This is a genomic window from Trichocoleus desertorum AS-A10 (assembly GCF_039962155.1).
In the GTDB taxonomy this organism is placed as follows: Bacteria; Cyanobacteriota; Cyanobacteriia; order FACHB-46; family FACHB-46; genus Trichocoleus.
Genome location: NZ_JAMPKN010000016.1, coordinates 1 through 19,633, shown reverse-complemented (window position 1 = coordinate 19,633; position 19,633 = coordinate 1). Strand labels below are relative to the sequence as shown.

19 protein-coding genes and 1 pseudogene are annotated in these 19,633 nt (G+C 46.8%); 9 read left to right on the top strand and 11 right to left on the bottom strand.

Annotation, left to right across the window (positions count from 1 at the left end; translation table 11 throughout):
• Positions 1–1,569: an ATP-binding response regulator gene (locus NDA01_RS19230; RefSeq protein WP_348229206.1), complete on the top strand. Its 1,569-nt coding sequence runs from the start codon at positions 1–3 to the stop codon at positions 1,567–1,569.
• Positions 1,570–1,581: 12 nt separating this feature from the next.
• Here the strand turns inward: NDA01_RS19230 and NDA01_RS19225 are convergent, their stop codons facing one another.
• Positions 1,582–2,499, bottom strand: coding sequence for a hypothetical protein (locus NDA01_RS19225; RefSeq protein WP_348229205.1), 918 nt, complete (start codon positions 2,497–2,499; stop codon positions 1,582–1,584).
• A gap of 344 nt (positions 2,500–2,843) precedes the next feature.
• Between NDA01_RS19225 and hppD the strand changes: the two genes are divergently transcribed.
• Genes hppD through NDA01_RS19210 form a run of 3 tightly spaced genes read left to right on the top strand, consistent with a single transcriptional unit; the run spans position 2,844 to position 6,050 of the window.
• Positions 2,844–3,932 carry a 4-hydroxyphenylpyruvate dioxygenase gene (gene hppD / locus NDA01_RS19220; protein WP_348229204.1) on the top strand — a complete coding sequence of 363 codons (1,089 nt, stop codon included), beginning with the start codon at positions 2,844–2,846 and terminating at the stop codon, positions 3,930–3,932.
• Positions 3,933–3,938: 6 nt separating this feature from the next.
• Entirely contained in the window at positions 3,939–5,096 is a 1,158-nt protein-coding gene (locus NDA01_RS19215) for a homogentisate 1,2-dioxygenase (RefSeq protein WP_348229203.1), read from the top strand.
• A 42-nt stretch (positions 5,097–5,138) separates the two neighbouring features.
• Entirely contained in the window at positions 5,139–6,050 is a 912-nt protein-coding gene (locus NDA01_RS19210; protein ID WP_348229202.1) for a hypothetical protein, read from the top strand.
• 8 nt (positions 6,051–6,058) lie between these two features.
• Here NDA01_RS19210 and NDA01_RS19205 read toward each other — a convergent pair whose 3' ends face one another.
• Together NDA01_RS19205 and NDA01_RS19200 are read right to left on the bottom strand one after the other, a co-directional pair.
• A complete protein-coding gene (locus NDA01_RS19205) occupies positions 6,059–6,601 on the bottom strand; it encodes a YqiA/YcfP family alpha/beta fold hydrolase (RefSeq protein ID WP_348229201.1) in 543 nt (180 codons plus the stop codon).
• Entirely contained in the window at positions 6,553–8,115 is a 1,563-nt protein-coding gene (locus tag NDA01_RS19200; protein WP_348229200.1) for a cupin-like domain-containing protein, read from the bottom strand. The genes NDA01_RS19205 and NDA01_RS19200 overlap by 49 nt, the downstream gene beginning before the upstream one ends.
• A gap of 240 nt (positions 8,116–8,355) precedes the next feature.
• Here NDA01_RS19200 and NDA01_RS19195 point away from each other — a divergent pair, with 240 nt between their 5' ends.
• Together NDA01_RS19195 and NDA01_RS19190 are read left to right on the top strand one after the other, a co-directional pair.
• Positions 8,356–10,434 carry an AMP-binding protein gene (locus NDA01_RS19195; RefSeq protein WP_431193451.1) on the top strand — a complete coding sequence of 693 codons (2,079 nt, stop codon included), beginning with the start codon at positions 8,356–8,358 and terminating at the stop codon, positions 10,432–10,434.
• 45 nt (positions 10,435–10,479) lie between these two features.
• Positions 10,480–11,649 carry a pyridoxal phosphate-dependent aminotransferase gene (locus tag NDA01_RS19190; RefSeq protein WP_348229199.1) on the top strand — a complete coding sequence of 390 codons (1,170 nt, stop codon included), beginning with the start codon at positions 10,480–10,482 and terminating at the stop codon, positions 11,647–11,649.
• Between the two features lie 22 nt (positions 11,650–11,671).
• On the opposite strand, the gene NDA01_RS19185 is transcribed toward NDA01_RS19190, so the two are convergent.
• The 6 genes from NDA01_RS19185 to NDA01_RS19160 all read right to left on the bottom strand — a co-directional run bounded on the left by NDA01_RS19185 (position 11,672) and on the right by NDA01_RS19160 (position 17,282).
• On the bottom strand, positions 11,672–12,328 hold the full coding sequence (locus NDA01_RS19185; RefSeq protein ID WP_348229198.1) for a hypothetical protein: 657 nt from the start codon (positions 12,326–12,328) through the stop codon (positions 11,672–11,674).
• Positions 12,329–12,339: 11 nt separating this feature from the next.
• Complete coding sequence (gene kbl, locus NDA01_RS19180) at positions 12,340–13,524, bottom strand: glycine C-acetyltransferase (protein ID WP_348229197.1); 1,185 nt, start codon at positions 13,522–13,524, stop codon at positions 12,340–12,342.
• Positions 13,525–13,569: 45 nt separating this feature from the next.
• Positions 13,570–14,541, bottom strand: a complete 972-nt coding sequence (locus NDA01_RS19175) for an NAD-dependent epimerase/dehydratase family protein (RefSeq protein WP_348229196.1) — start codon at positions 14,539–14,541, stop codon at positions 13,570–13,572.
• Between the two features lie 51 nt (positions 14,542–14,592).
• Positions 14,593–15,966: a cysteine desulfurase-like protein gene (locus NDA01_RS19170; RefSeq protein WP_431193450.1), complete on the bottom strand. Its 1,374-nt coding sequence runs from the start codon at positions 15,964–15,966 to the stop codon at positions 14,593–14,595.
• Positions 15,923–16,597, bottom strand: a complete 675-nt coding sequence (locus NDA01_RS19165; RefSeq protein ID WP_348229195.1) for a 2OG-Fe dioxygenase family protein — start codon at positions 16,595–16,597, stop codon at positions 15,923–15,925. The genes NDA01_RS19170 and NDA01_RS19165 overlap by 44 nt, the downstream gene beginning before the upstream one ends.
• Before the next feature lie 532 nt (positions 16,598–17,129).
• Positions 17,130–17,282, bottom strand: coding sequence for a hypothetical protein (locus tag NDA01_RS19160; protein ID WP_190557691.1), 153 nt, complete (start codon positions 17,280–17,282; stop codon positions 17,130–17,132).
• A 371-nt stretch (positions 17,283–17,653) separates the two neighbouring features.
• On the opposite strand from NDA01_RS19160, the gene NDA01_RS19155 reads away from it, so the two are divergent.
• The 3 genes from NDA01_RS19155 to NDA01_RS19145 all read left to right on the top strand — a co-directional run bounded on the left by NDA01_RS19155 (position 17,654) and on the right by NDA01_RS19145 (position 19,262).
• Positions 17,654–18,517: a cyanophycinase gene (locus NDA01_RS19155; protein ID WP_348229194.1), complete on the top strand. Its 864-nt coding sequence runs from the start codon at positions 17,654–17,656 to the stop codon at positions 18,515–18,517.
• Between the two features lie 100 nt (positions 18,518–18,617).
• The gene (locus tag NDA01_RS19150; protein ID WP_190554018.1) at positions 18,618–18,839 is read left to right on the top strand and encodes a DUF4327 family protein; all 222 of its coding nucleotides are present in this window, start codon (positions 18,618–18,620) and stop codon (positions 18,837–18,839) included.
• Between the two features lie 183 nt (positions 18,840–19,022).
• Entirely contained in the window at positions 19,023–19,262 is a 240-nt protein-coding gene (locus tag NDA01_RS19145) for a Calvin cycle protein CP12 (RefSeq protein ID WP_348229193.1), read from the top strand.
• On the opposite strand, the gene NDA01_RS19140 is transcribed toward NDA01_RS19145, so the two are convergent.
• Positions 19,259–19,381: a hypothetical protein gene (locus NDA01_RS19140; RefSeq protein ID WP_431193449.1), complete on the bottom strand. Its 123-nt coding sequence runs from the start codon at positions 19,379–19,381 to the stop codon at positions 19,259–19,261. The two genes, NDA01_RS19145 and NDA01_RS19140, sit on opposite strands and share 4 nt — an antisense overlap.
• Positions 19,382–19,521: 140 nt before the next feature.
• A pseudogene (locus NDA01_RS19135) lies at positions 19,522–19,633 on the bottom strand (IS5-like element ISMra2 family transposase); the annotation flags it as partial.

Below are 19,633 nucleotides of genomic sequence, written 5' to 3'. Positions count from 1 at the left end.
ATGCTCCGTGTCTTGCTGATTGACGATAATCAGGGCGATCGCCTACTCGCCATTCGTGAATTGAAGAAAACATTTTTCGATTTGCAAGTTCAAGAAGTTGGCGAAGCAAGTGAGTTTACCCAAGCTCTGGAGGCAGGAGAGTTTGATTTGGTCGTGACTGACTACCAACTGCGTTGGAGCAACGGCTTAGAAATCCTGCAAAGTATAAAACTTTGCTACCCCCACTGCCCTGTAGTCATGTTTACTAATAGTGGCTCTGAGGAAGTGGCTGTCAGAGGCATGAAGCAGGGCTTGAGCGACTATGTGCTAAAGGGCAAGCCATTATATCGCTTGGCTATTGCCGTACAAGAAAGCTTAGACAAAGAACGGCTCCGCCGGGAGTACGAAGAAACGCTAGAACAACTGAGGCTTTCAGAAGAACGGTTCCGCCAGCAAGCTAAAGAACTAGAGGAAGCCAATCAACTCAAGGATGAGTTTCTCGCAGTGCTGTCTCACGAGTTGCGATCGCCCCTGAACCCGATTCTAGGCTGGGTCCAAATCCTCCGCAGCGGTAAATTGGATGCAGACAAAGTGAACTACGCTCTAGAAACGATTGAGCGCAACGCCAGACTCCAAACTCAATTAATCGAAGACTTATTAGATATTTCCCGCATTTTGCGCGGCAAACTCCACTTAAACAGTACTGCGGTTGACCTAGTGCCCACCATTGAGGCCGCTTTAGAGAATATCCGTTTAGCGGCTGAAGCTAAGCATATTCAACTTACAACTCGCTTAGAACCACGAGGTAAATTTATCGCTGGAGATGTGGCTCGCCTGCAACAGATTCTCTGGAATTTGCTTTCTAATGCGATTAAATTTACCCCAACCGGAGGCAAAGTTGAAGTTTGCTTAGAGTATGTTGATCTAGAGGCCAAAATCACAGTCAACGATACAGGCAAAGGAATTAACCCAGAGTTCCTACCGCATGTATTCGACTACTTTCGCCAAGCTGACAGTTCTACCACTCGCAACTTTGGCGGCTTAGGTCTGGGATTAGCGATCGTTCAACATTTAACAGAGATTCATGGTGGCAGGGTGCAAGCTGCGAGTTCCGGAGAAGGTCAAGGTGCCAGTTTTACGGTGCTGCTACCTTTGCTGACCACAGATACAGAAGGAGTTGGCACGGCAGTTCTGGTTGATCAATCTTCCAATTTGCAAGGAGTCAAAGTGCTCGTAGTAGACGATGAACCGGATAACTTAGAACTGGTTCATTTTGTCCTGGAAGATGTAGGCGCAACAGTGATTGCAGTATCTTCAGCGCGAGCTGTATTGGAGCTATTACTAGAATTCCAACCCGATGTTCTGGTCAGCGATATTGGGCTACCCGAAATGGATGGGTATGCTCTATTGCGAGAAGTTCAAGCTTTGACCTCACAACTGGAAAGAAGTCTGCCTGCGATTGCGCTGACTGCTTATGCGGGTGAAGTCAACCAACAACAAGCGATCGCCGCTGGATTTGAGATTCATCTAGCTAAACCCATCGACCCCCTTGAATTAATCACCGCGATCGCGAATTTATCCAAGAGATAAAGATAGGCTGATTTATATCTTTTTGTTGCTAAGTTCTTGTCTTGTCTGTGGCTCAGGTTTTGATAAGAGCTGCATGGCTTGCAGTCCAGCAATTGGTTCTACAAACGAGCAGGAGCCGAAGGAGCGGAAGATCTGTTTACGGGCGATCGCTAGTTCTGGCAGGCTCAGCTGATGTTGGTTCCAACGAATAGCGCTGTCTGTTAGTAGAAACTGATCAGCCGACTGTTCTTGCAGCAGGCTTAAAGCAGTTTCCGAAGTAATCTTTTGCCAGTAGACCAAAGCTGAAGCCAGCGCCACATTTAAGAAGCCAGGCATCGTTGTGACCTCACTCTCTGGTTCGTAGGTCAACGGGTACTCGCCAGGTAGGGGGTGATGGAGACCCGCAGTGGCCTTGAAGGAGACTTGAGCTTGAGCACAGGCAAAGATAAATTCATAGAGTTGTGCTGCACTGGGAAAGGCAGCCGCAGTGATTCCACCAGTCCGAATTTTGGCAGAGGCTCCTTGGTGGTGTAACACGTCTAAGTAAGGAGTTAAATCCTGATCCAGAGGAATTTCAAAAAAAGTTTCTACTTGTGGCAGTAGATCGAGAGCGGTGATTTTAGTTAGTGGTAGGGAAGGAAATTCGAGAGCTTGGATGGCGATCACAGGGTTATGAGCCGCTAAAGATTGAACTCGACTGAGAACAGGCTCAAAATCCTGAGAAATAATGATGCTAAGCGGCCACTGGGCGAACGGGAAGGTAGGTAAGAGAGCAATGAATTCTTCTAGGTGTGAGGCGGGTAGGACGAATCGCCCCAGCATCCAAGCGTCAGGAGAAGCGTGATATTGAGCATAATTCGCCATTGCTGCTTTTAGGCTCAACTGAGCGGGTGGAAAGAGACCTGCATAATCTACGATCGCTGAAAGAAAGGTACTAACTGATGACAGCATCTAGAGTTACCTCAAATACGGATTATCTTCGAGGTGGTTTAGATGTCCGTACTCAACCTAATTGCCTTGTCAAAAATTAACCCTTGAGACGGACCAAAAATAAAATCTATAATCTTACTATAGGGTTAGTAGCAAGTAAGCTGCAAACCACAGAACCCCTCTCAGGAAGAGTCTGTATTCTGACGCTGCATTGACAGAAAACATCTCCGATTTAAGTAGTGAGATCCAGTGAATAAAGGTAGGTAAGGTCGAGCGCCTTTTATCAGCTGGAATAGTCATGGATTTTGGTGTGAGGAGTGGGAGCGGTGCGCTGCGGTAGAAGCGGCTGGTCAGGAGGAATCCCCATGCATGGTATTTGCCCCATTAAACGCTTTGATCACCTAGAATTCTACGTGGGTAATGCCAAGCAGGCAGCTCTCTTTTATGCTGATTGCTTTGGCTTTAGCAATACTGTCTATCGGGGATTAAGTACCGGAAGCCGCGACATCACCTCCTATGTCATGGAGCAGGGAGAAATTCGTTTGGTCTTGAGTAGCGCTCTGCATCCAGATCACGCGATCGCGCAGAGTGTGCTGAAACATGGCGATAGTGTGGCAGTGATTGCTCTAGAAGTGCCAGATGCAGAGAAAGCCTTCTGGGAAACAACATCTCGTGGAGCTAGAGAAGCGATCGCACTGACGGAGGATCAAGACGAGCAAGGGGTGTTCCGCTACGCCGCTATTCATGTCTATGGAGATACGCTGCTTAAGTTTGTCGAGCGCAATCAGTACCAAGGATTTGCTCCTGGTTTCGCTATACGGCAGGAGGCGCATCAACGGGTGGGGGCAGGGCTAACCGCGATTGATCATGTGGTTGCTAACGTAGAATATGGCGCAATGGATCGCTGGGTGCAGTTCTTCACCGATACGCTGGGCTTTGAGCTATTAATGCACTTTGATGATCAAGCAATTTCTACAGAATATTCTGCTTTGATGTCGAAAGTGATGCGCGATCGCACAGGCAAAATTAAGCTCCCCATCAACGAACCCGCCCACGGCAAACGCAAATCACAGATTGATGAATTCTTAGAATATCACCACGGACCTGGGATTCAGCATATTGCTTTAGCAACCCACAACATTATTGAAACAGTCACCCAACTAAAACGCTCTGGCGTTGAGTTTCTCCAGACTCCCCCCACCTATTACCAAAACTTAGCTTCCCGTGTCGGTGCTCTAGAAGAACCGATTGATCAACTTGCTCAGTTGGGCATTCTGATCGATCGCGATTCGGAAGGCTATCTCCTCCAGATCTTCACCCAACCTGTCCAAGACCGCCCCACCCTATTCTTTGAAATCATTCAGCGCCACGGAGCCCAAGGATTTGGTGAAGGCAACTTTAAAGCACTGTTTGAAGCGATCGAACGAGAACAAGCGCTGAGAGGAAATCTTTGAGAAGTTATGAGCTACTACTACAAACTAGGAGCAATTCCCCATAAACGGCATACGCAATTCCGTCAACCGGATGGCTCGCTTTATCACGAAGAATTGATTAGTGTCCAAGGGTTTTCGGGGGTGCAATCTTTGTTGTACCACTTGCGGCCACCAACTCAGGTTTATAAGGTGTTATCTCATCAAGACACCAAAATTGCTTATGAAGAATCGAGTGCCTTGCGGCATCGTCATTTACGCACCGCAGATGTCACAGCAGGTGGAGATGCGATCGCGGCTCGAATTCCTTTACTAGTAAATTCCGATGTCTGTATTTCTGTCGCTCAACCAACAGAGCCGATGGCTTACTGGTACCGCTTTGCTCACGGAGATGAGGTGATCTTTATCCATCAGGGTACAGGGATATTGGAGAGCCAGTATGGTGTGCTGCCTTATCGACCGGGAGATTATTTGGTGATTCCGACTGGGGTACTGTGGCGGATTCTGCCAGATGCAGAGAGTGAGCAGCGGATGTTGGCGATCGAAGCTCAGGGACATATCGAACCACCTCAGCGGTATCTGAATCGGTACGGCCAGTTTCTGGAACATGCGCCTTATTGTGAGCGGGACATTCGCCCACCCCAAGACTTAGTGGCTCACGATGAAGCAGGGGAGTTTGAAGTTCAAATTAAGGCGCAGGGTTGTATTACGCATTATCTCTATCACTATCATCCGCTAGATGTGGTGGGTTGGGATGGTCATCTGTATCCTTATGCTTTAAATATTGAGGATTTTGAACCAATTACCGGACGGGTGCACCAGCCGCCTCCTGTGCATCAAACCTTTGCGGCGGCTGGGTTTGTGATTTGTTCTTTTGTGCCGCGTCTGTTCGACTACCACCCACTCGCCATTCCTGCGCCCTACAATCACTCCAATGTCGATTCGGATGAGGTGCTTTACTACGCTGCGGGTAACTTTATGTCACGCAGAGGCATCGAAGAAGCTTCTGTCACTGTGCATCCTAGCGGCATCCCCCACGGTCCCCATCCCGGTATGTATGAAGGGTCGATTGGTAAAGAGCGCACTGATGAATTAGCTGTCATGATTGACACCTTCCGCCCCCTCAGGCTGACTGCTCAGGCTACGCACTTAGAGGATCTCAATTATCTCTACAGTTGGAGCGCTTAATCTGGATTTTTAGTTTTTCTCTCTCTTCTCAGGAGAACTTCGATGATGACTACAGTTCTCAACTCGCCTACTCCTGCAATCTCTTCTCGAATACAAGAACGTTTGCAGCAAGGCCAGCTAACTCAAGACCAAGTGACCGAGTTTCAAGCTTTTCTGGCTGAAATCGATTGCCACTTTCTCCAACACCGAATTATTACAAACAATGCTTACACCCGTTGGTTTCAGCAGGGTGAAGCGACAGATGCTGAGTTACGGCACTTTATCCAGCAATTCTCGGTTTTCTCTAATCAGTTTTTAATTGCAGCACTACAAAAGGAGATTAATGCTCCGACACTCCAACAGTCTCGTGCGAGCCGTGAAATTCTCTTAAATGAATTAGGCGTAATCTACCGTAAGCCTGGGCAAGCGATCGCCAATCAGCCATCTTTAACTGAGGCAGAAAAAGAGCAAGAAGGTGATCCAGAACTGGTCGGAACAGAAGGCACAGTAGATGGAGGAATTTGTCGTTTCCGCGCCGCTCACTTTGAATGGTTAGTGGCAGTTGCAGCCAGTTTAGAGCTGAATTTCGCGGATATTGGTAAACGTAAGCATGGCACACCAGCAACGCTGCATTTCTGTGATGAGTTGATTCGGCTCTACGGCAGCGACGACCCCCAAATTGCGGAAGGTGCGAGCTTTGCCGTGGAGCATTGGGCCGCAGCAGGGTTCTGGCAAGAGCTAGAAGATGGTTTGCTAAAGATTAAACAAACTCGACATCCTCAACTACCGTTAGCCTTCTTCACTTGGCACAACCGCGTAGAAGCGCAACATGCAGGACATACGTTAGAAGAGATTGAAGCTGTTTACTTCAGCTCTGATTTTGATCCAGTCAAGTTTTTCCAAGGAGGTCGAGAGATTCTGGAAGCGATCGCGGTCTTTTGGGATGGCTTGGAAAGCGATCTTTACATGCAATAACCACCTGCTTAAAAAATTGTCTTGAGTAGCAAGTTATCCATCAACTTGTGATCTACCAAATATTTGACAATTGCATGCCCTGATTCCTCAAATGCTTGAATTGTGCAGTTTGGTAAGGCATTAAAGCGGCTAGCATGCAGATCGTCTAAATTCACAGTTCCAGGTGTTTCTGGATCTGGCTTTTTACCATAGAAGATACGTATATCTGGAGTATGAGGAGAAGTCTGGCAGAGTGTAGGCAAGTCAAAATAACGAACACTAGGAGGATTTGTCTCTAGGGCTTCCATGATGGAGAGCCAGCGAGTATCGCCCATTGCGATCGCTTGAGCGGAGTCTAGGCAGGACAGAGGACCAAAAGTAATGATCTGATCGGCTCCTAACAGTTGTCCAAACATAATGGCGGCATACCCACCCATAGACTGCCCAATCATAATGACTTTGCTAGGGGCAATTTGAACAATTAGTTGTTTCAGGCTATCTACAACTTCGTTAACTGTGTGTCCTAGTCCTGGGATGCCGCGCTGATACCAACTGTTGGATAAGTCTCGCACCAAAATTCGGTTGATAGGTTTACAGCTAACTGAGCCAATTTTTTGGTTCTGCCGTAAAAATCAAACTGAGGAAGACCATCCCAAGAGACAAAACCAAACGAAATAATTAACGGTTCCTCGGCAAAGATCTCATCTACCAGGTATGAAGCATTGAGGCTCTCAACTATCTCATTCGTGAGAGGGCCATGATTCAGGACCAAATTAGACTGCTGAGCCAGCAAAGTTGCTTGCCCTGACGCTACCTGACTACTTTGAGCCGCTTTGCCTGTCGATGATGTGTCTGTCGATGAAGTAATATGAGGGTTTTGATGTGAGTATGTGTTGGGGAAGATGAAATTGGTAAATGACAGCGAGATGCTAACGTCCAGCCCTTTGACTTGATGCCACCATCCCACTGGTACGAAAATTACCTCTCCAGGTTCTAATACTGTTTCAATAATCTGAACATCTTTAAAGAGTGGATACTTTTCGTAATCTATATTCTCCAAATCTACACGACTGAAGACACCAATATCGTTGTAAACCAAGGGAGTGGCAGCGGGTGAAATTAGCCGCCAGCGCTTGCGTCCATACACTTGAGCCATCATCAAGTTCATTGGGTCGTGGTGCAACGGAGTAACGGTGCCTGCTGGCCCAAACCAAAAGAAGACTGTGCCTTTTGTGCTTTCAGGGTTCAGTAGTTCCGGAAACATGATAAAGTCCTTGAACAGACCTTTGAGGTCTTCGCGCTCAAGGTTGCCATTGTTGGCAACCATGTAGTAGTTATTACTTTCTCCACCCTGAACCACCATATCTACATATTCGCTAAGCTTGATTGCCCGCTTATGTTGATTAGTATTGATTTCGTAGCTGGGGTCTGAGCTGCGACCAAATTGGATTTGTACTTCTGCTTGACCGTAATTCGTCTTTAAAAAGTCAGGAGTCCACGAGGAAAGGGCAGGCCAGTCCGCCATCATGCCTGTCAAAATAACAGGTGTGTTGGTTGCGTAATATTTTTCTAAAAATTCTTCTCTAGAGATGCGATCGCGCCGTTCAATCGTACTAAAGTTAGGAGATAGCTGTGTGAGTTGGCGTTGAATCGTCAGAATAGACTCTAGTTTACGTAGACGTTGCAGTGTTTCACTTTCTGTTTGAAAGGTTTTTTCGGTTGCAATATAGCTGACTGCCTGAGTTGCTAGGGCTGCATCAATTCCTTCGCGGACCATTGTCTCAACTAAAACAGAGTCTGGAACTTGGCGAAGCTTGTTCTCAATGATCCATTGTTTCCAAGGCTCAGAGAGATTTAAGGCCCATGAATCTGCCTGACTTGCTACAGATGTCTGTTGGATTACCTTTTGTTGTTCTAGTTCCAAAATTTTGGCAGCAAGATTCATCCGCTCTTGTACAGAGAGCTGCTCACTGGACAACATTGCCTCCAATATTTCTATTGCTCGCTCAACTAAATTGCCAAATTTTGGTGATTGAGCAATCGCTGTGGGATCAAGATTGAGTGCCAACTGCTTTTCTGTAAACATATTAAATGTTTGTAATCAATCTCTAACTCTTGGAAATCAAGCTTAGTAAAGCTTTAGAGGTCAGGCAGATAAGTGTATTAACATAGATGCAGAGGAGTGTTTCAAGCTTCATCATACACGCTCTAAATTTTTATTCCATTTCCTCTCAAATGACTTGAGGCTTTTCATCACTCCCCATTAGGCAGCTAGATTCAAATCTATTTTTGCAAGGGGTGAATTGCGATCGCCAAACAATTGTCCTTGGCGCAACTCCTGATCTGTGGCCTTGAAAACCACATTGCTACTCAACTTTTGCCTCAGATCAATCAGTTGCTTGCTGCTTTACCAACGATTGAGTGTTGGCAATATTTCACTCAACATCTTTTGAAACCTGAGCACCCTTGGGCGTTACATCAACTCCTCTACACCAAAACTTTTGCTGACTGGGATGAAAATCAGGGGCCTCCTCCTGCCTGGTCTCCTTCTCTGGAGCAAATTCAATCTACAAATATTGCGGTTTTAATGCGAGAGCAGGCGATCGCCACCTATGTCGGCCTCCATACTTGGTCCTGTCAGCATCGAGATGAGTTTTGGCAAGTCATGATGCGACGGTTGGGAATTCGCTTTCAGCAAAACTATACACAGATTCTAGATTTATCCCAAGGAGTTGAATCGCCTCAGTGGTTGGTCAATGCTCGGCTCAATATTGTGGAAAGTTGTTTCCAAGCCCCCAATAGCGCTACAGCCATTGTCTTCCAACCGGAGGGAGGTTCGCTGGCTACCCTCACCTATGGCGAACTGCGTAGTTTGGTGAATCAGATTTCAAATGGTTTGGTAGAACTGGGTTTCCAGCCAGGAGATGCGATCGCTGTTGTCTTACCGATGACAGTAGAAGCAGTTGCGATTTATTTGGGGATTGTTCAGGCGGGTTGTGTGGTGGTGTCGGTCGCGGATAGCTTTGCTGCACCTGAAATCGCTATCCGCTTACAGATCGCGCAAGCAAAAGCAGTATTCACGCAAGACTTGATTCTGCGGGCTGGAAAGCAATTACCTCTCTATACCAAAATCATAGAGGCACAGTCTTCAAAAGCGATCGTTCTTGCTACTTCTTCTAACACTCAATTGCGATCGGGTGATCTGTCCTGGCAAAATTTCCTCAGTGATCGACAGCAATTTCAGCCTATACCTGCGGTTGCATCAGCTCACACTAATATCTTGTTCTCTTCTGGGACCACTGGTGAACCCAAGGCCATTCCTTGGACGCAGACCACGCCGATTAAATGTGCCGTAGATGGACATCTACACCAAGACATTCATGCTGGAGATGTGGTGGCTTGGCCGACCAATCTAGGTTGGATGATGGGGCCATGGCTGATCTATGCCAGTTTGATTAATCAGGCCGCGATCGCCTTGTACTACGGCACCCCAACGACCAGAGAGTTCGGAAAATTCATTCAAGATGCCCACGTCACTATGCTGGGTGTAGTGCCTAGTTTAGTAACAGCATGGAAAAATACTAATTGTATGAGAGGGCTGGACTGGAGCACGATTAAAGCTTTTAGCTCTACAGGTGAGTGTTCCAATTCACAAGATATGTTGTTCCTCATGTCTTTGGCAGGCTACAAACCCATCATAGAATACTGCGGTGGGACCGAGATCGGTGGAGCATACATTACTGGAACTGTAGTACAACCTTGCGCTCCTGCTACTTTTACCACTCCTGCTCTCGGTCTTGATGTTGTCATTACGGACGCAGAAGGACAGCCAGCAGAGAGAGGCGAAGCATTCATCATTCCTCCGTCTATGGGGCTCTCGACTGAACTGCTGAATCGGGATCATCATCAAGTGTACTTTGCCGATACACCTTGTTTACCTGTCCTGTGCCAGGCTATAGAAGCTAAGAGTAAAAGAGGTTCTTCTCATCCCTCCCCCTTCACCCCTCTTCGTCGCCACGGCGATCGCTTAGAACGTTTACCCAACGGCTACTATCGAGCCGAGGGCCGAGTAGATGATGCAATGAATTTGGGTGGAATTAAGGTGAGTTCCACAGAGATTGAGCAAGTGCTGAATAGAGTTGAGAATATTTGTGAGACAGCGGCGATCGCCATTAACCCTCCGGGCGGTGGTCCTAGTCAGTTGATTATTTATGTAGTAGTTGTCCCGAATAGCTCGAAAACTAGAGAGGAACTAAAAACCTCTCTACAAACTGCGATCGCCCAGAATCTTAATCCTCTCTTCAAAATTCGTGATGTGGTCATGTTAGATGCTTTGCCACGGACAGCTTCTAACAAGGTGATGCGACGGGTGCTGCGTGACCAATACCGTCTAACGCCTTTATGAGGGAGATTTAGGGAGCTAGCTGATTTTTCATACAGTGAGGTAATTATGACAATATTTGCAGAACGTATGAGTCACCTAGGCACTGAATCCGCTTTTGAGGTGCTTGCTAGAGCTAAAAAGTTGGAAGCTCAGGGCAAAAATGTGATTCATCTGGAGATTGGTCAGCCCGATTTCCCGACTCCTGCCAATATCTGTGAAGCCGCCTGCCGAGCCATGCGCGAAGGATATACGGGCTATGGTCCTGCGGCTGGTCTATTAGAGTTTCGCAAAGTAATTGCTGAGTATATTGCAGCGACCAGAGATGTGGAAGTTCATCCCGATGAAGTCGTCGTCACACCTGGAGCCAAACCGATTATCTTTTTCACCATTTTGACCCTGGTGAATCCGGGAGATGAGGTCATTTATCCCAATCCAGGTTTTCCGGTTTATGAATCGGTAATCAGTTTTGTTGGCGCTAAAGCTGTACCTTTGCCGTTACGGGAAGAAGTAGATTTTCGCTTTCGGATTGAAGACTTAGTTAGTGCTATTTCCGAGCGCACCAAACTCTTAATTATTAATTCTCCTCAAAATCCTACAGGCGGGCTGTTGGCCGTAGAAGATTTGGCCGCGATCGCAGAGCTAGCCAATAAACATGATTTCTATGTGCTCTCTGATGAGGTTTATTCCCGCATGGTCTATGGCGAGAAGCATCAAAGTATTTTAAGTTTGCCAGGAATGAAAGCGCGGACTATTTTGCTGGATGGTCACTCCAAAACCTATGCGATGACAGGCTGGCGCTTGGGGTATGGTGTGGCTCCTCAGGCCATCACGGAAAAGATGGTGCAACTGATGATTAATTCTAATTCTTGCACCTGTTCATTTACGCAAATCGCTGGAATAGAAGCCTTGACTGGGCCACAGGATGCGGTGGAGCAAATGATGGCTGAATTCCAACAACGGCGAGATGTGATTGTTGAAGGACTTAATGCGATCGCCGGAATCCAATGCCGCAGACCCACAGGTGCGTTCTATGTATTCCCCAATGTCAAGCAACTGCCCCTCTCTTCTGATGTGCTGGCTGATTATCTGTTACAGGAAGCAGGCGTTGCTGTCCTTTCAGGAACTGCTTTCGGTGAGTATGGTGATGGCTATTTAAGACTTTCCTATGCTAATTCTCTAGAGAATATCCATGAGGCGTTAGAACGGATTCAAATAGCGGTAGGTAAGCTTAAGTAGGCGCAACGGAAGGGGTGGGGGGTTAGGTTTTTTCTGTAAGACGTAAGGCAGCGATGTTTTGACAAGAGAAAGTGGCTCCCTTTACACATCGACGGTGAATTAATTCTATGATCTGTCCGGCTGAATTTTTGAGAGACCACTGACACAGGCAACCATCATCTTGAGGCGCTACTGATAAGGGTACAAAGCCTTTGCTCTGCCACACTTCGGCTGTTGCATTTATATCATTGGTACGCAGGGCAACATGATGAACGGTATTTAAGCCCCGCTCTTGCAAAAGGCGATCGAGCTGATCACTAGATGCATGGGGAGCGGCTAGGACCAGAATGCCGCCGGATGGCATTAGCACTGAGAGCAAATACATCGTTAGATCAGCCGGGAAAGCGGTGAAACCTGGGCAGAAGTCTTGTGGCCATATTCCTGGCCCTTCAATGGTTTTCGCTCCATACTGAATTAAGTTGTTGGCGTATTGGGTGAGATCTACGGAGCTGGAGAACAACATCACCAAGTGATCTATAACCACCCTTTCACCAAATAAGATGGTTGCAAATGCAGCATCTAGAAACTCAGGTTGTTTGCCTGCCTCCTTGTAGAAAAGCAGTCCATCAACTTCTACATAGGGTGGTTCATGAATGCTTTGAGGCTGGTTTGCAGTGCGATCGCGAGTAGAGTATGACATAACCAATTTACCTAAATCACGCCATGTTTTTTGCCGACTCGGGCAAACGCATCAATACAGTGCTCAAGATGGGCTTGGGTATGAGCAGCAGAGAGCTGAACCCGAATGCGGGCCTGACCTTGAGGCACCACAGGATAGCTAAACCCAACTACATAAATGCCTTCCTCTAGCAGATCGTGTGCCATATCCTCGGCTAACTTGGCTTCGTAGAGCATGATTGGCACAATGGGATGGATACCCGATTTAATGTTGAAGCCGCGATCGCTCATCTGCTGCCGAAAGTAGCGTGTATTCTCCATCAGGCGATCGCGTAGCTCACTGGTTTCGTTGAGCAAATCTAAGACCCGAATGCTGGTGTAGGTAATGGCAGGAGCCAAGGTATTAGAGAATAGATAAGGCCGCGATCGTTGCCGCAATAGATCCACTATCTGTTTATGAGCAGCGGTAAAACCACCAGAAGCACCTCCTAAGGCTTTCCCAAGGGTGCTGGTGATAATATCTACTCGCCCCATTACACCACAATGCTCGATCGAACCCCGTCCCCGGGCTCCCAAAACTCCGGTGCCGTGGCTATCATCTACCATGACCAAAGCATCATATTTCTCCGCTAAGTCGCAAATTTGCTCTAGCTTGGCAATCTCTCCATCCATGCTAAAAACGCCATCTGTGGCAATCAGCCGAATTTTAGCGGTCTGAGTCTCTTGCAGAACTTGTTCTAATTCCTGCATATCACTATGCGCATAGCGATACCGCTTAGCCCTGCACAGTCGAATGCCATCAATAACGCTGGCATGGTTTAGGGCATCGCTGATTACCGCAGAATCGGCATCAAGAATGGTCTCAAATAATCCTCCATTCGCATCAAAACAGGAGGTGTAGAGGATCGCATCCTCTGTGCCCAAGAATTCTGCAATCCTATTCTCTAGCTCTTTATGAATCACCTGAGTACCACAGATAAAGCGCCCAGAGGAGAGGCCAAATCCGTACTTGGCAATTCCCACCTGCGCCGCTGCGACGACATCAGGATGATTAGCCAATCCCAAGTAATTATTGGCGCAAAAGTTCAGTACTTCCCTGCCAGCTCGAACTGCAATTTCAGCTCCCTGTGGCGTTGTCAGCACCCGCTCTTCTTTACTCAGACCCGATTGGTGGATCTCATCTAGGAGGGTTTGAAAAATAGCTTTGGAGGTAAACATGACCAAATTAAAACGAATTAAAAAGTGTTAATAAAAGTCAAAAAGTCAACTTCTCACGGCTGGCTTTTGGCTTGTGATTTTTATTCTTTGCGAGAGCTTCTCTAACATATCCACCACGATTGCCGATAAGCCATATTGATGCTTCCAACCCCAATCGGCTCTTGCGCGTGAGTCATCAATCACAGCAGGCCAAGAGTCTGCGATCGCTTGACGAAAATCCGGTGCGTAGTGGCAGTTAAAATGAGGAAGATGTTTTTGGATTTCAGTGACTAATTCGGCAGCAGAGAAACTCACGGCAGTAATGTTGTAGCTGGAGCGAATTTTAATCGAGTTTGGATCAGCAGCCATTAAATCTAAAATGGCACGGATAGCATCTGGCACATACATCATGGGTAGCCGAGTTTCTGGGCGCACAAAGCAGGTGTAAGTATCATGCTGGAGCGCTGCCGCAAAAATTTCTACCGCAAAATCTGTGGTGCCGCCCCCTGGAGGAGTGCTGTAGCTAATGATGCCTGGTAAACGTAAACTCCGGACATCAACGCCAAAGCGGTGTGCGTAGTAATGGCAGAGCAATTCCCCTGTAACCTTAGTAATCCCGTAGATCGTAGCGGGATCTTCAACCGTAATTTGAGGGGTATCTAGTTTAGGGGTGTGAGGCCCAAAGACCGCGATCGAGCTAGGAAAAAAGACTTTTAACTGATATGTTTTTGCAGCTTCTAAAATGTTTCTCAAACCATTGACATTAACGTCCCAGCAGCGATCTGGGTATTGTTCGCCTTTGGCTGAGAGTACTCCGGCAAGATGATAGATCGTTTGAATTTGTTCTTGTTCGATGATCGCCTGTAGCTGCTGATGGTTAGTAACATCTAGGGTTTTATACAAGTAGGAATTGGTTTCAGAATGAGGTTGCGATCGCCCACTTTCTACAACCTGTTCTACTCCATAGATCTGACGCAGAGTTGTCACCAAGTCACTTCCCAGTTGCCCTTGCGACCCAGTTACTAAAATTCTGTTCATTCCTCATTACCCCTCGTAGCCAATATTCCATAGTGGTGGGGATAGGTTTAGCTAAGATATATGTTGAGAGGATAATCTATTTGCAAAACCCACCCCTACAGGTTCGGTCATTTCATGTAATGCCTGTAGTAATCGATTGACCTCATCTATCGTGTTGTAGTGCACCAAACCAATCCTCAATAAACCACCGCTTGCTGCCAGCCCTAGCCGCTCTATTACGCCTAAGGCATAGAAGTGACCATGCCAGGTGAAGATACCGCGATCGCCCAGTTGAGTCGCGAGTTCGGCGGGGGTGTAGCCCTTGATACGGAGACCGAAAGTTGGCGTTCGTTCCGACAAGCGGCTTAGCTCGATGATGCCATAGATGGTTAAACCAGGAACCTCCAGTAATCCCCGCAGTAATGCTTGGCTCAGTTCAGCTTCATGGGTGTGAATCGCAGCTGTAACGGCAGTTAGAGCCGCCCGGCGGTTTTGCCCAGACGGGTCAACTCGATGTCCCAGTTCAGTTAAGTAGCCCAGGGTAGCAAGCAGACCTGCCATACCTTCATAGTTTTGTGTGCCTGTTTCCCAACGAGACGGCACCTCATCGGGAGCAGGCAGGACTTTGTAAGGCTGGAGGCGTGCTAAATGTTCTCGCTTGCCATATAGAATCCCTAGGTGAGGTCCGAAGAATTTGTAAGCTGAGCAGACGAGAAAATCACAGTCTAAGGCTTGCACATCGATCGCGCCGTGGGGGGCATAGTGAACGGCATCTATAAACACCCAAGCGCCGACTTGGTGAGCGAGTTGAGCAATTTTAGCAACATCATTAATGGTGCCGACAGCATTGGAGGCATAGCCGATCGCTACTAACTTGGTGCGCTCATTTAGCGATCGCGTCAACTCCTCCCAATTCAGGGTGCAATCTTCGGGATGAATATCTACTGTGCGAACCACAATTCCCTGCTCCGCTAGAGCTTGCCAGGAACAGACATTGGCGTAGTGGTCGAGGGCGGTGACAATGATTTCATCTCCGGGTTGCAGGGCCCGACCAATGGCGCGACTGATGGTGTAGGTGAGAGTGGTCATGTTGGCACCAAACACAACTTCATCACTGTCACAGTTGAGAAAGTCAGCAACCGCATCACGAGCGGCGGCAATCAGCGCATCTGTCCGCTGGCTCGTAGCAAAAGCACCATGAGCATTGGCGTTGGAGGTGAGCAAGTAGTCGCTGATGGCATCCACCACCGCCTTTGGGACTTGAGTACCACCGGGACCATCGCAAAAGATAGTAGGTTGACCGTTGATTTCTTGCGTCAAGGCTGGAAACTGAGAGCGAATCCAGTTGAGGTCAAGGGCGATCATAAACGTCTCCCCATTAATGTTAATTTGGGTAGAAGGTTTATTCTGGTGGAAAGAGTCCAGGGCAAGTGAAGACAAAGACATCTCTCTCGCCAGCTTCAGGGGCGATCGCACTCACAGAGGAGGTGAAATGAAAATATTGATCGTCTCTAAATACTAGAAGCTCGCCCGGATTGAGTACTTTAGTAAAAGCTGGGCTGCCCTGCTTATCTTTGTAAAGATGTGTTTCACCGCCCTCAATTTGCATGCGATTGACAGAAAAGATACCCACTAAATCAACCCCGTCTCGGTGAATCCCTTCTGGAGCCGGATTTCCCACCTGTTGAGAAGTAGCTGTGGTTCTAATTTGATGAACCGCAACTTCTTTATGAGGAGTGCAAAGTTGGCAAAACTGGAAAAATTCCCAAATGATTTTTTGAAAGTCTTCCAGCTCAATTAATGCATCATCCAGCTCGGCATATTCTCTCGCTACATCGCCCAATAAGGGATTGTAAGCTTTCGATTGGAATAAACGTCGATGGGGTAATTTAACCAAGCGATCGCCTGCAATTTGAAAATGAGAGAGACGCCTAAAGCGGTAATTCCCCGTTAAATAAGGATCGGGTGGCAGGGTGTCAAAGAAGGGCTTGAGTTGGTCTACCTTTACAGCTGTCACCATTTCTAGGATGTAGCTGGCTAGGCAATCAAACTCCTTCGGCTTGGATAAGTTCAGCATGTCACTTAACTTCCTCGCTTATATTTTTCAGCAGCGTCCACTTCTGCTAGCTTGAATCAAGCTACAGGGGTCACTAAAAATATGAGTAATGTGGTGTTGAGTCCTACAATTTGCAGGGAATCAAAGAGAGAGTAGGGAGCAAAAAGAGAGGCCAGATGTTGGATATTCTTGCGCTGTAGCGTCAGGTAAGCTTGATAAGCTTAGCCCCTCTCAAATAACTTGACTAAGACTTGATTGAGTGATGCGCTCTAGACTTAGAAAAGCTATCAGTAAAGCTTTCTCCAATTCTTAAGAATAACGCCTCATATTGAATGGATGCTGATTTCATTGTAGTAATACTTTTTGAATGTTGTCGATCCCTAGTCCTACTTAGATGGTTTTTTACTCAATCTTCATAACTTCTTGGCTCTGCCTATTTTTAGCAACCTAGTTTTATTTAATCAAAGTTCATAATCAAATGTTTCTATTCTAAGCAGATCCGAGATTTTTTCTCTAGCCAACCTCTGCCTGAGGTAAGAACTTCAGTTAAGAATTATTCTTGGCAAGCGATCGCGTAGATCATCAATTTTGGCGATCGCTTAGCTATCAAGTGCAATAAGCCTATCTTCTGCACTAAACCTACTTGTTGAGCTGGATAACTGGCTTTTATAGACAGTAGCGCCACCTTAGCAAACACAGTAGACACTGACCTATTCTCTAGAAAGATAGAGAATGGTTAATCAGTATTTTTCTGTATACCCTAATACAGATCAGTTTAATTTGAAATCATGACATAGGGCAGACGTGAGCCTGTTAGTTAGTCTGTACTCTACTTATTACAGCCTTAGAAGCTAGGCAAAGATTGCCAAGTTTTTATTCAGGTGGGCTGATAAAACCTAATGATCGTGGTTTAGCCTTCGTCACTGTCATATCAATCAACAATGTCTCTCTTCGATCTGTCTTTGTTCTAAACGGCAAAAACAGGCGGGGGAACTTTTGATATTTTCTTGCAACTGAGTTTTACCAGCCGTAGACCTCATTCAATTCAATCTTTAGTATTAGACGGAATTAACTCAAATGGTCATTGACATCAATCAAGTACAGATGGGAACTCATGCTCAAGCTGTTAAACAAGGACAACTTGTAATTATCGGGGGAGCTGAGGATAAGCAGGGAGATTGCAGTATTCTGCGCGAATTTGTTCGCCGCGCTGGCAGCCGTCAAGCCAAGATTGTTGTAATGACCGTTGCAACAGAATTACCCAAAGAAGTCGGAGACAACTACATTCAAGTATTTGAGCGTCTAGGTGTTGAGCAGGTTCGTGTAGTAGATACAGACAGCCGCGAGGAGGCTGAAGCTCCTGAAGCCTTGTCTGCAATTCGCGAAGCCACTGGAGTCTTTTTTACGGGCGGGCAACAGGATCGGATCACTAAATATATCAAGGGTACAAAACTAGATCGGTTGCTACATCAACGCTATGCTCAAGGGTTGATTCTTGGGGGCACCAGTGCAGGGGCAAGCATGATGTCTGACGCCATGATTGTAGAAGGAGAAGCCGAAACTCACCCCCGAATTGAGATTGTAGAAACAGATGATGGCCTCAGTTTTATGCCAGAGGCTGTAATCGACCAACATTTTGCCCAGCGAGGCCGCCTTGGACGCTTGCTGTCAGCCGTGGCCGAGCAACCCCACCTGTTAGGTATTGGAATTGATGAAAATACCGCAATCATCGTTAGTGGGGGACAACTCTCAGTGATTGGTGCGGGCGCTGTTACTATTGTCGATTTACAAGACATGGTGTACTCAAACTTACATAATCTGCTCAAAGATGAGGGTCTAGCGCTTTGTGGTGTAAAACTGCATATCCTCCCGGATGGATATAGCTTTGACATAAAATCGCGATCGCCCCTCGTCGAAACAAATTCTCCCAAAGCGGCGTAAACCGTTAGCTGTACTTCACTAAATCTGAAGGGCAGACTGAGTGCGGTTCTGCCCTAAAAAACATCCAAAAACATCAATTGCTGGTTTTTATAAGGCTACGATGAATCGCTCCATTCACGCCTCTATTGAAGTCATTCAAGATGAAGCTCGCTGCTTGGTCGAGCGAAGAGTGATTAGCCGTCATCAACCTATTTATGTCTTATTTCGTTATTTTCCAGTTCGCGAATGGGTAGAAGTTGAGCAGGAGCTAGAAGCCAATGACTTTCTTCTGCGAGACCCAGTGGGTGATTTGATTGGTCATGCTCAATGGAGTAATGATTAAGTATTTGCTTATAACTTTTGCTTAGTTCCTAAGCAGGGGGAAAACATCCCTACAGGAATTACGGTTTTCTCACCTGCCGATCTAATTGTGGATGTCTAGAGTAAAAGAGTTAGTTGCAGTCATAACGCTTCGCAACTAACTCTTTTACTCTACACAAGGGCTCTTGAAGGGCTGTCGTTGACCATGATTAATACATTAGAAGTCTCTTCTCTAGAGCAAGCCATTCAAGACGCGATCGCTCAAGCCCGGACTGCTTGCGAGTCAACTGGTAATACTTCCGCCAATTGTGCAGTTGCTTGGGACATTGTGGAAGAACTCCAAGCTGAGCGTGCTCACCGTCAAGTGAAATCCAGCAAAACTTCTTTAGAAGTCTACTGTGACCAGAACCCAGATGCGGCTGAGTGTCGGATCTACGACGTTTAATCCACCACTAAACCATCTCTAACTTGGATGATGCGATGGGTTTGGGCAGCCACATCCGGTTCGTGAATGACAATAACAATCCTGATGCCTTGCTCATTGAGATTTGTGGGCAAGGTCATTACTTCTTCTGAGGTTTGATGGTCTAATGCCTCAGTTGGCTCATCAGCTAGTACCAAAGCGCATGCCTTAAGTCACACAGCTACTTTGAAACATATTTCTAAGATTTAACTCTGAATTTTACTAGGGCGTGTTTTAAAACCTAGAGCCAAAGGAGAATTGCAGCAATGGAGAGCATGGCAAGATAATTCTCTGCCCGTTTTTCATAGCGGGTGGCAATCCGTCGAAACTGCTTGAAGCGATTGATCGTTCGT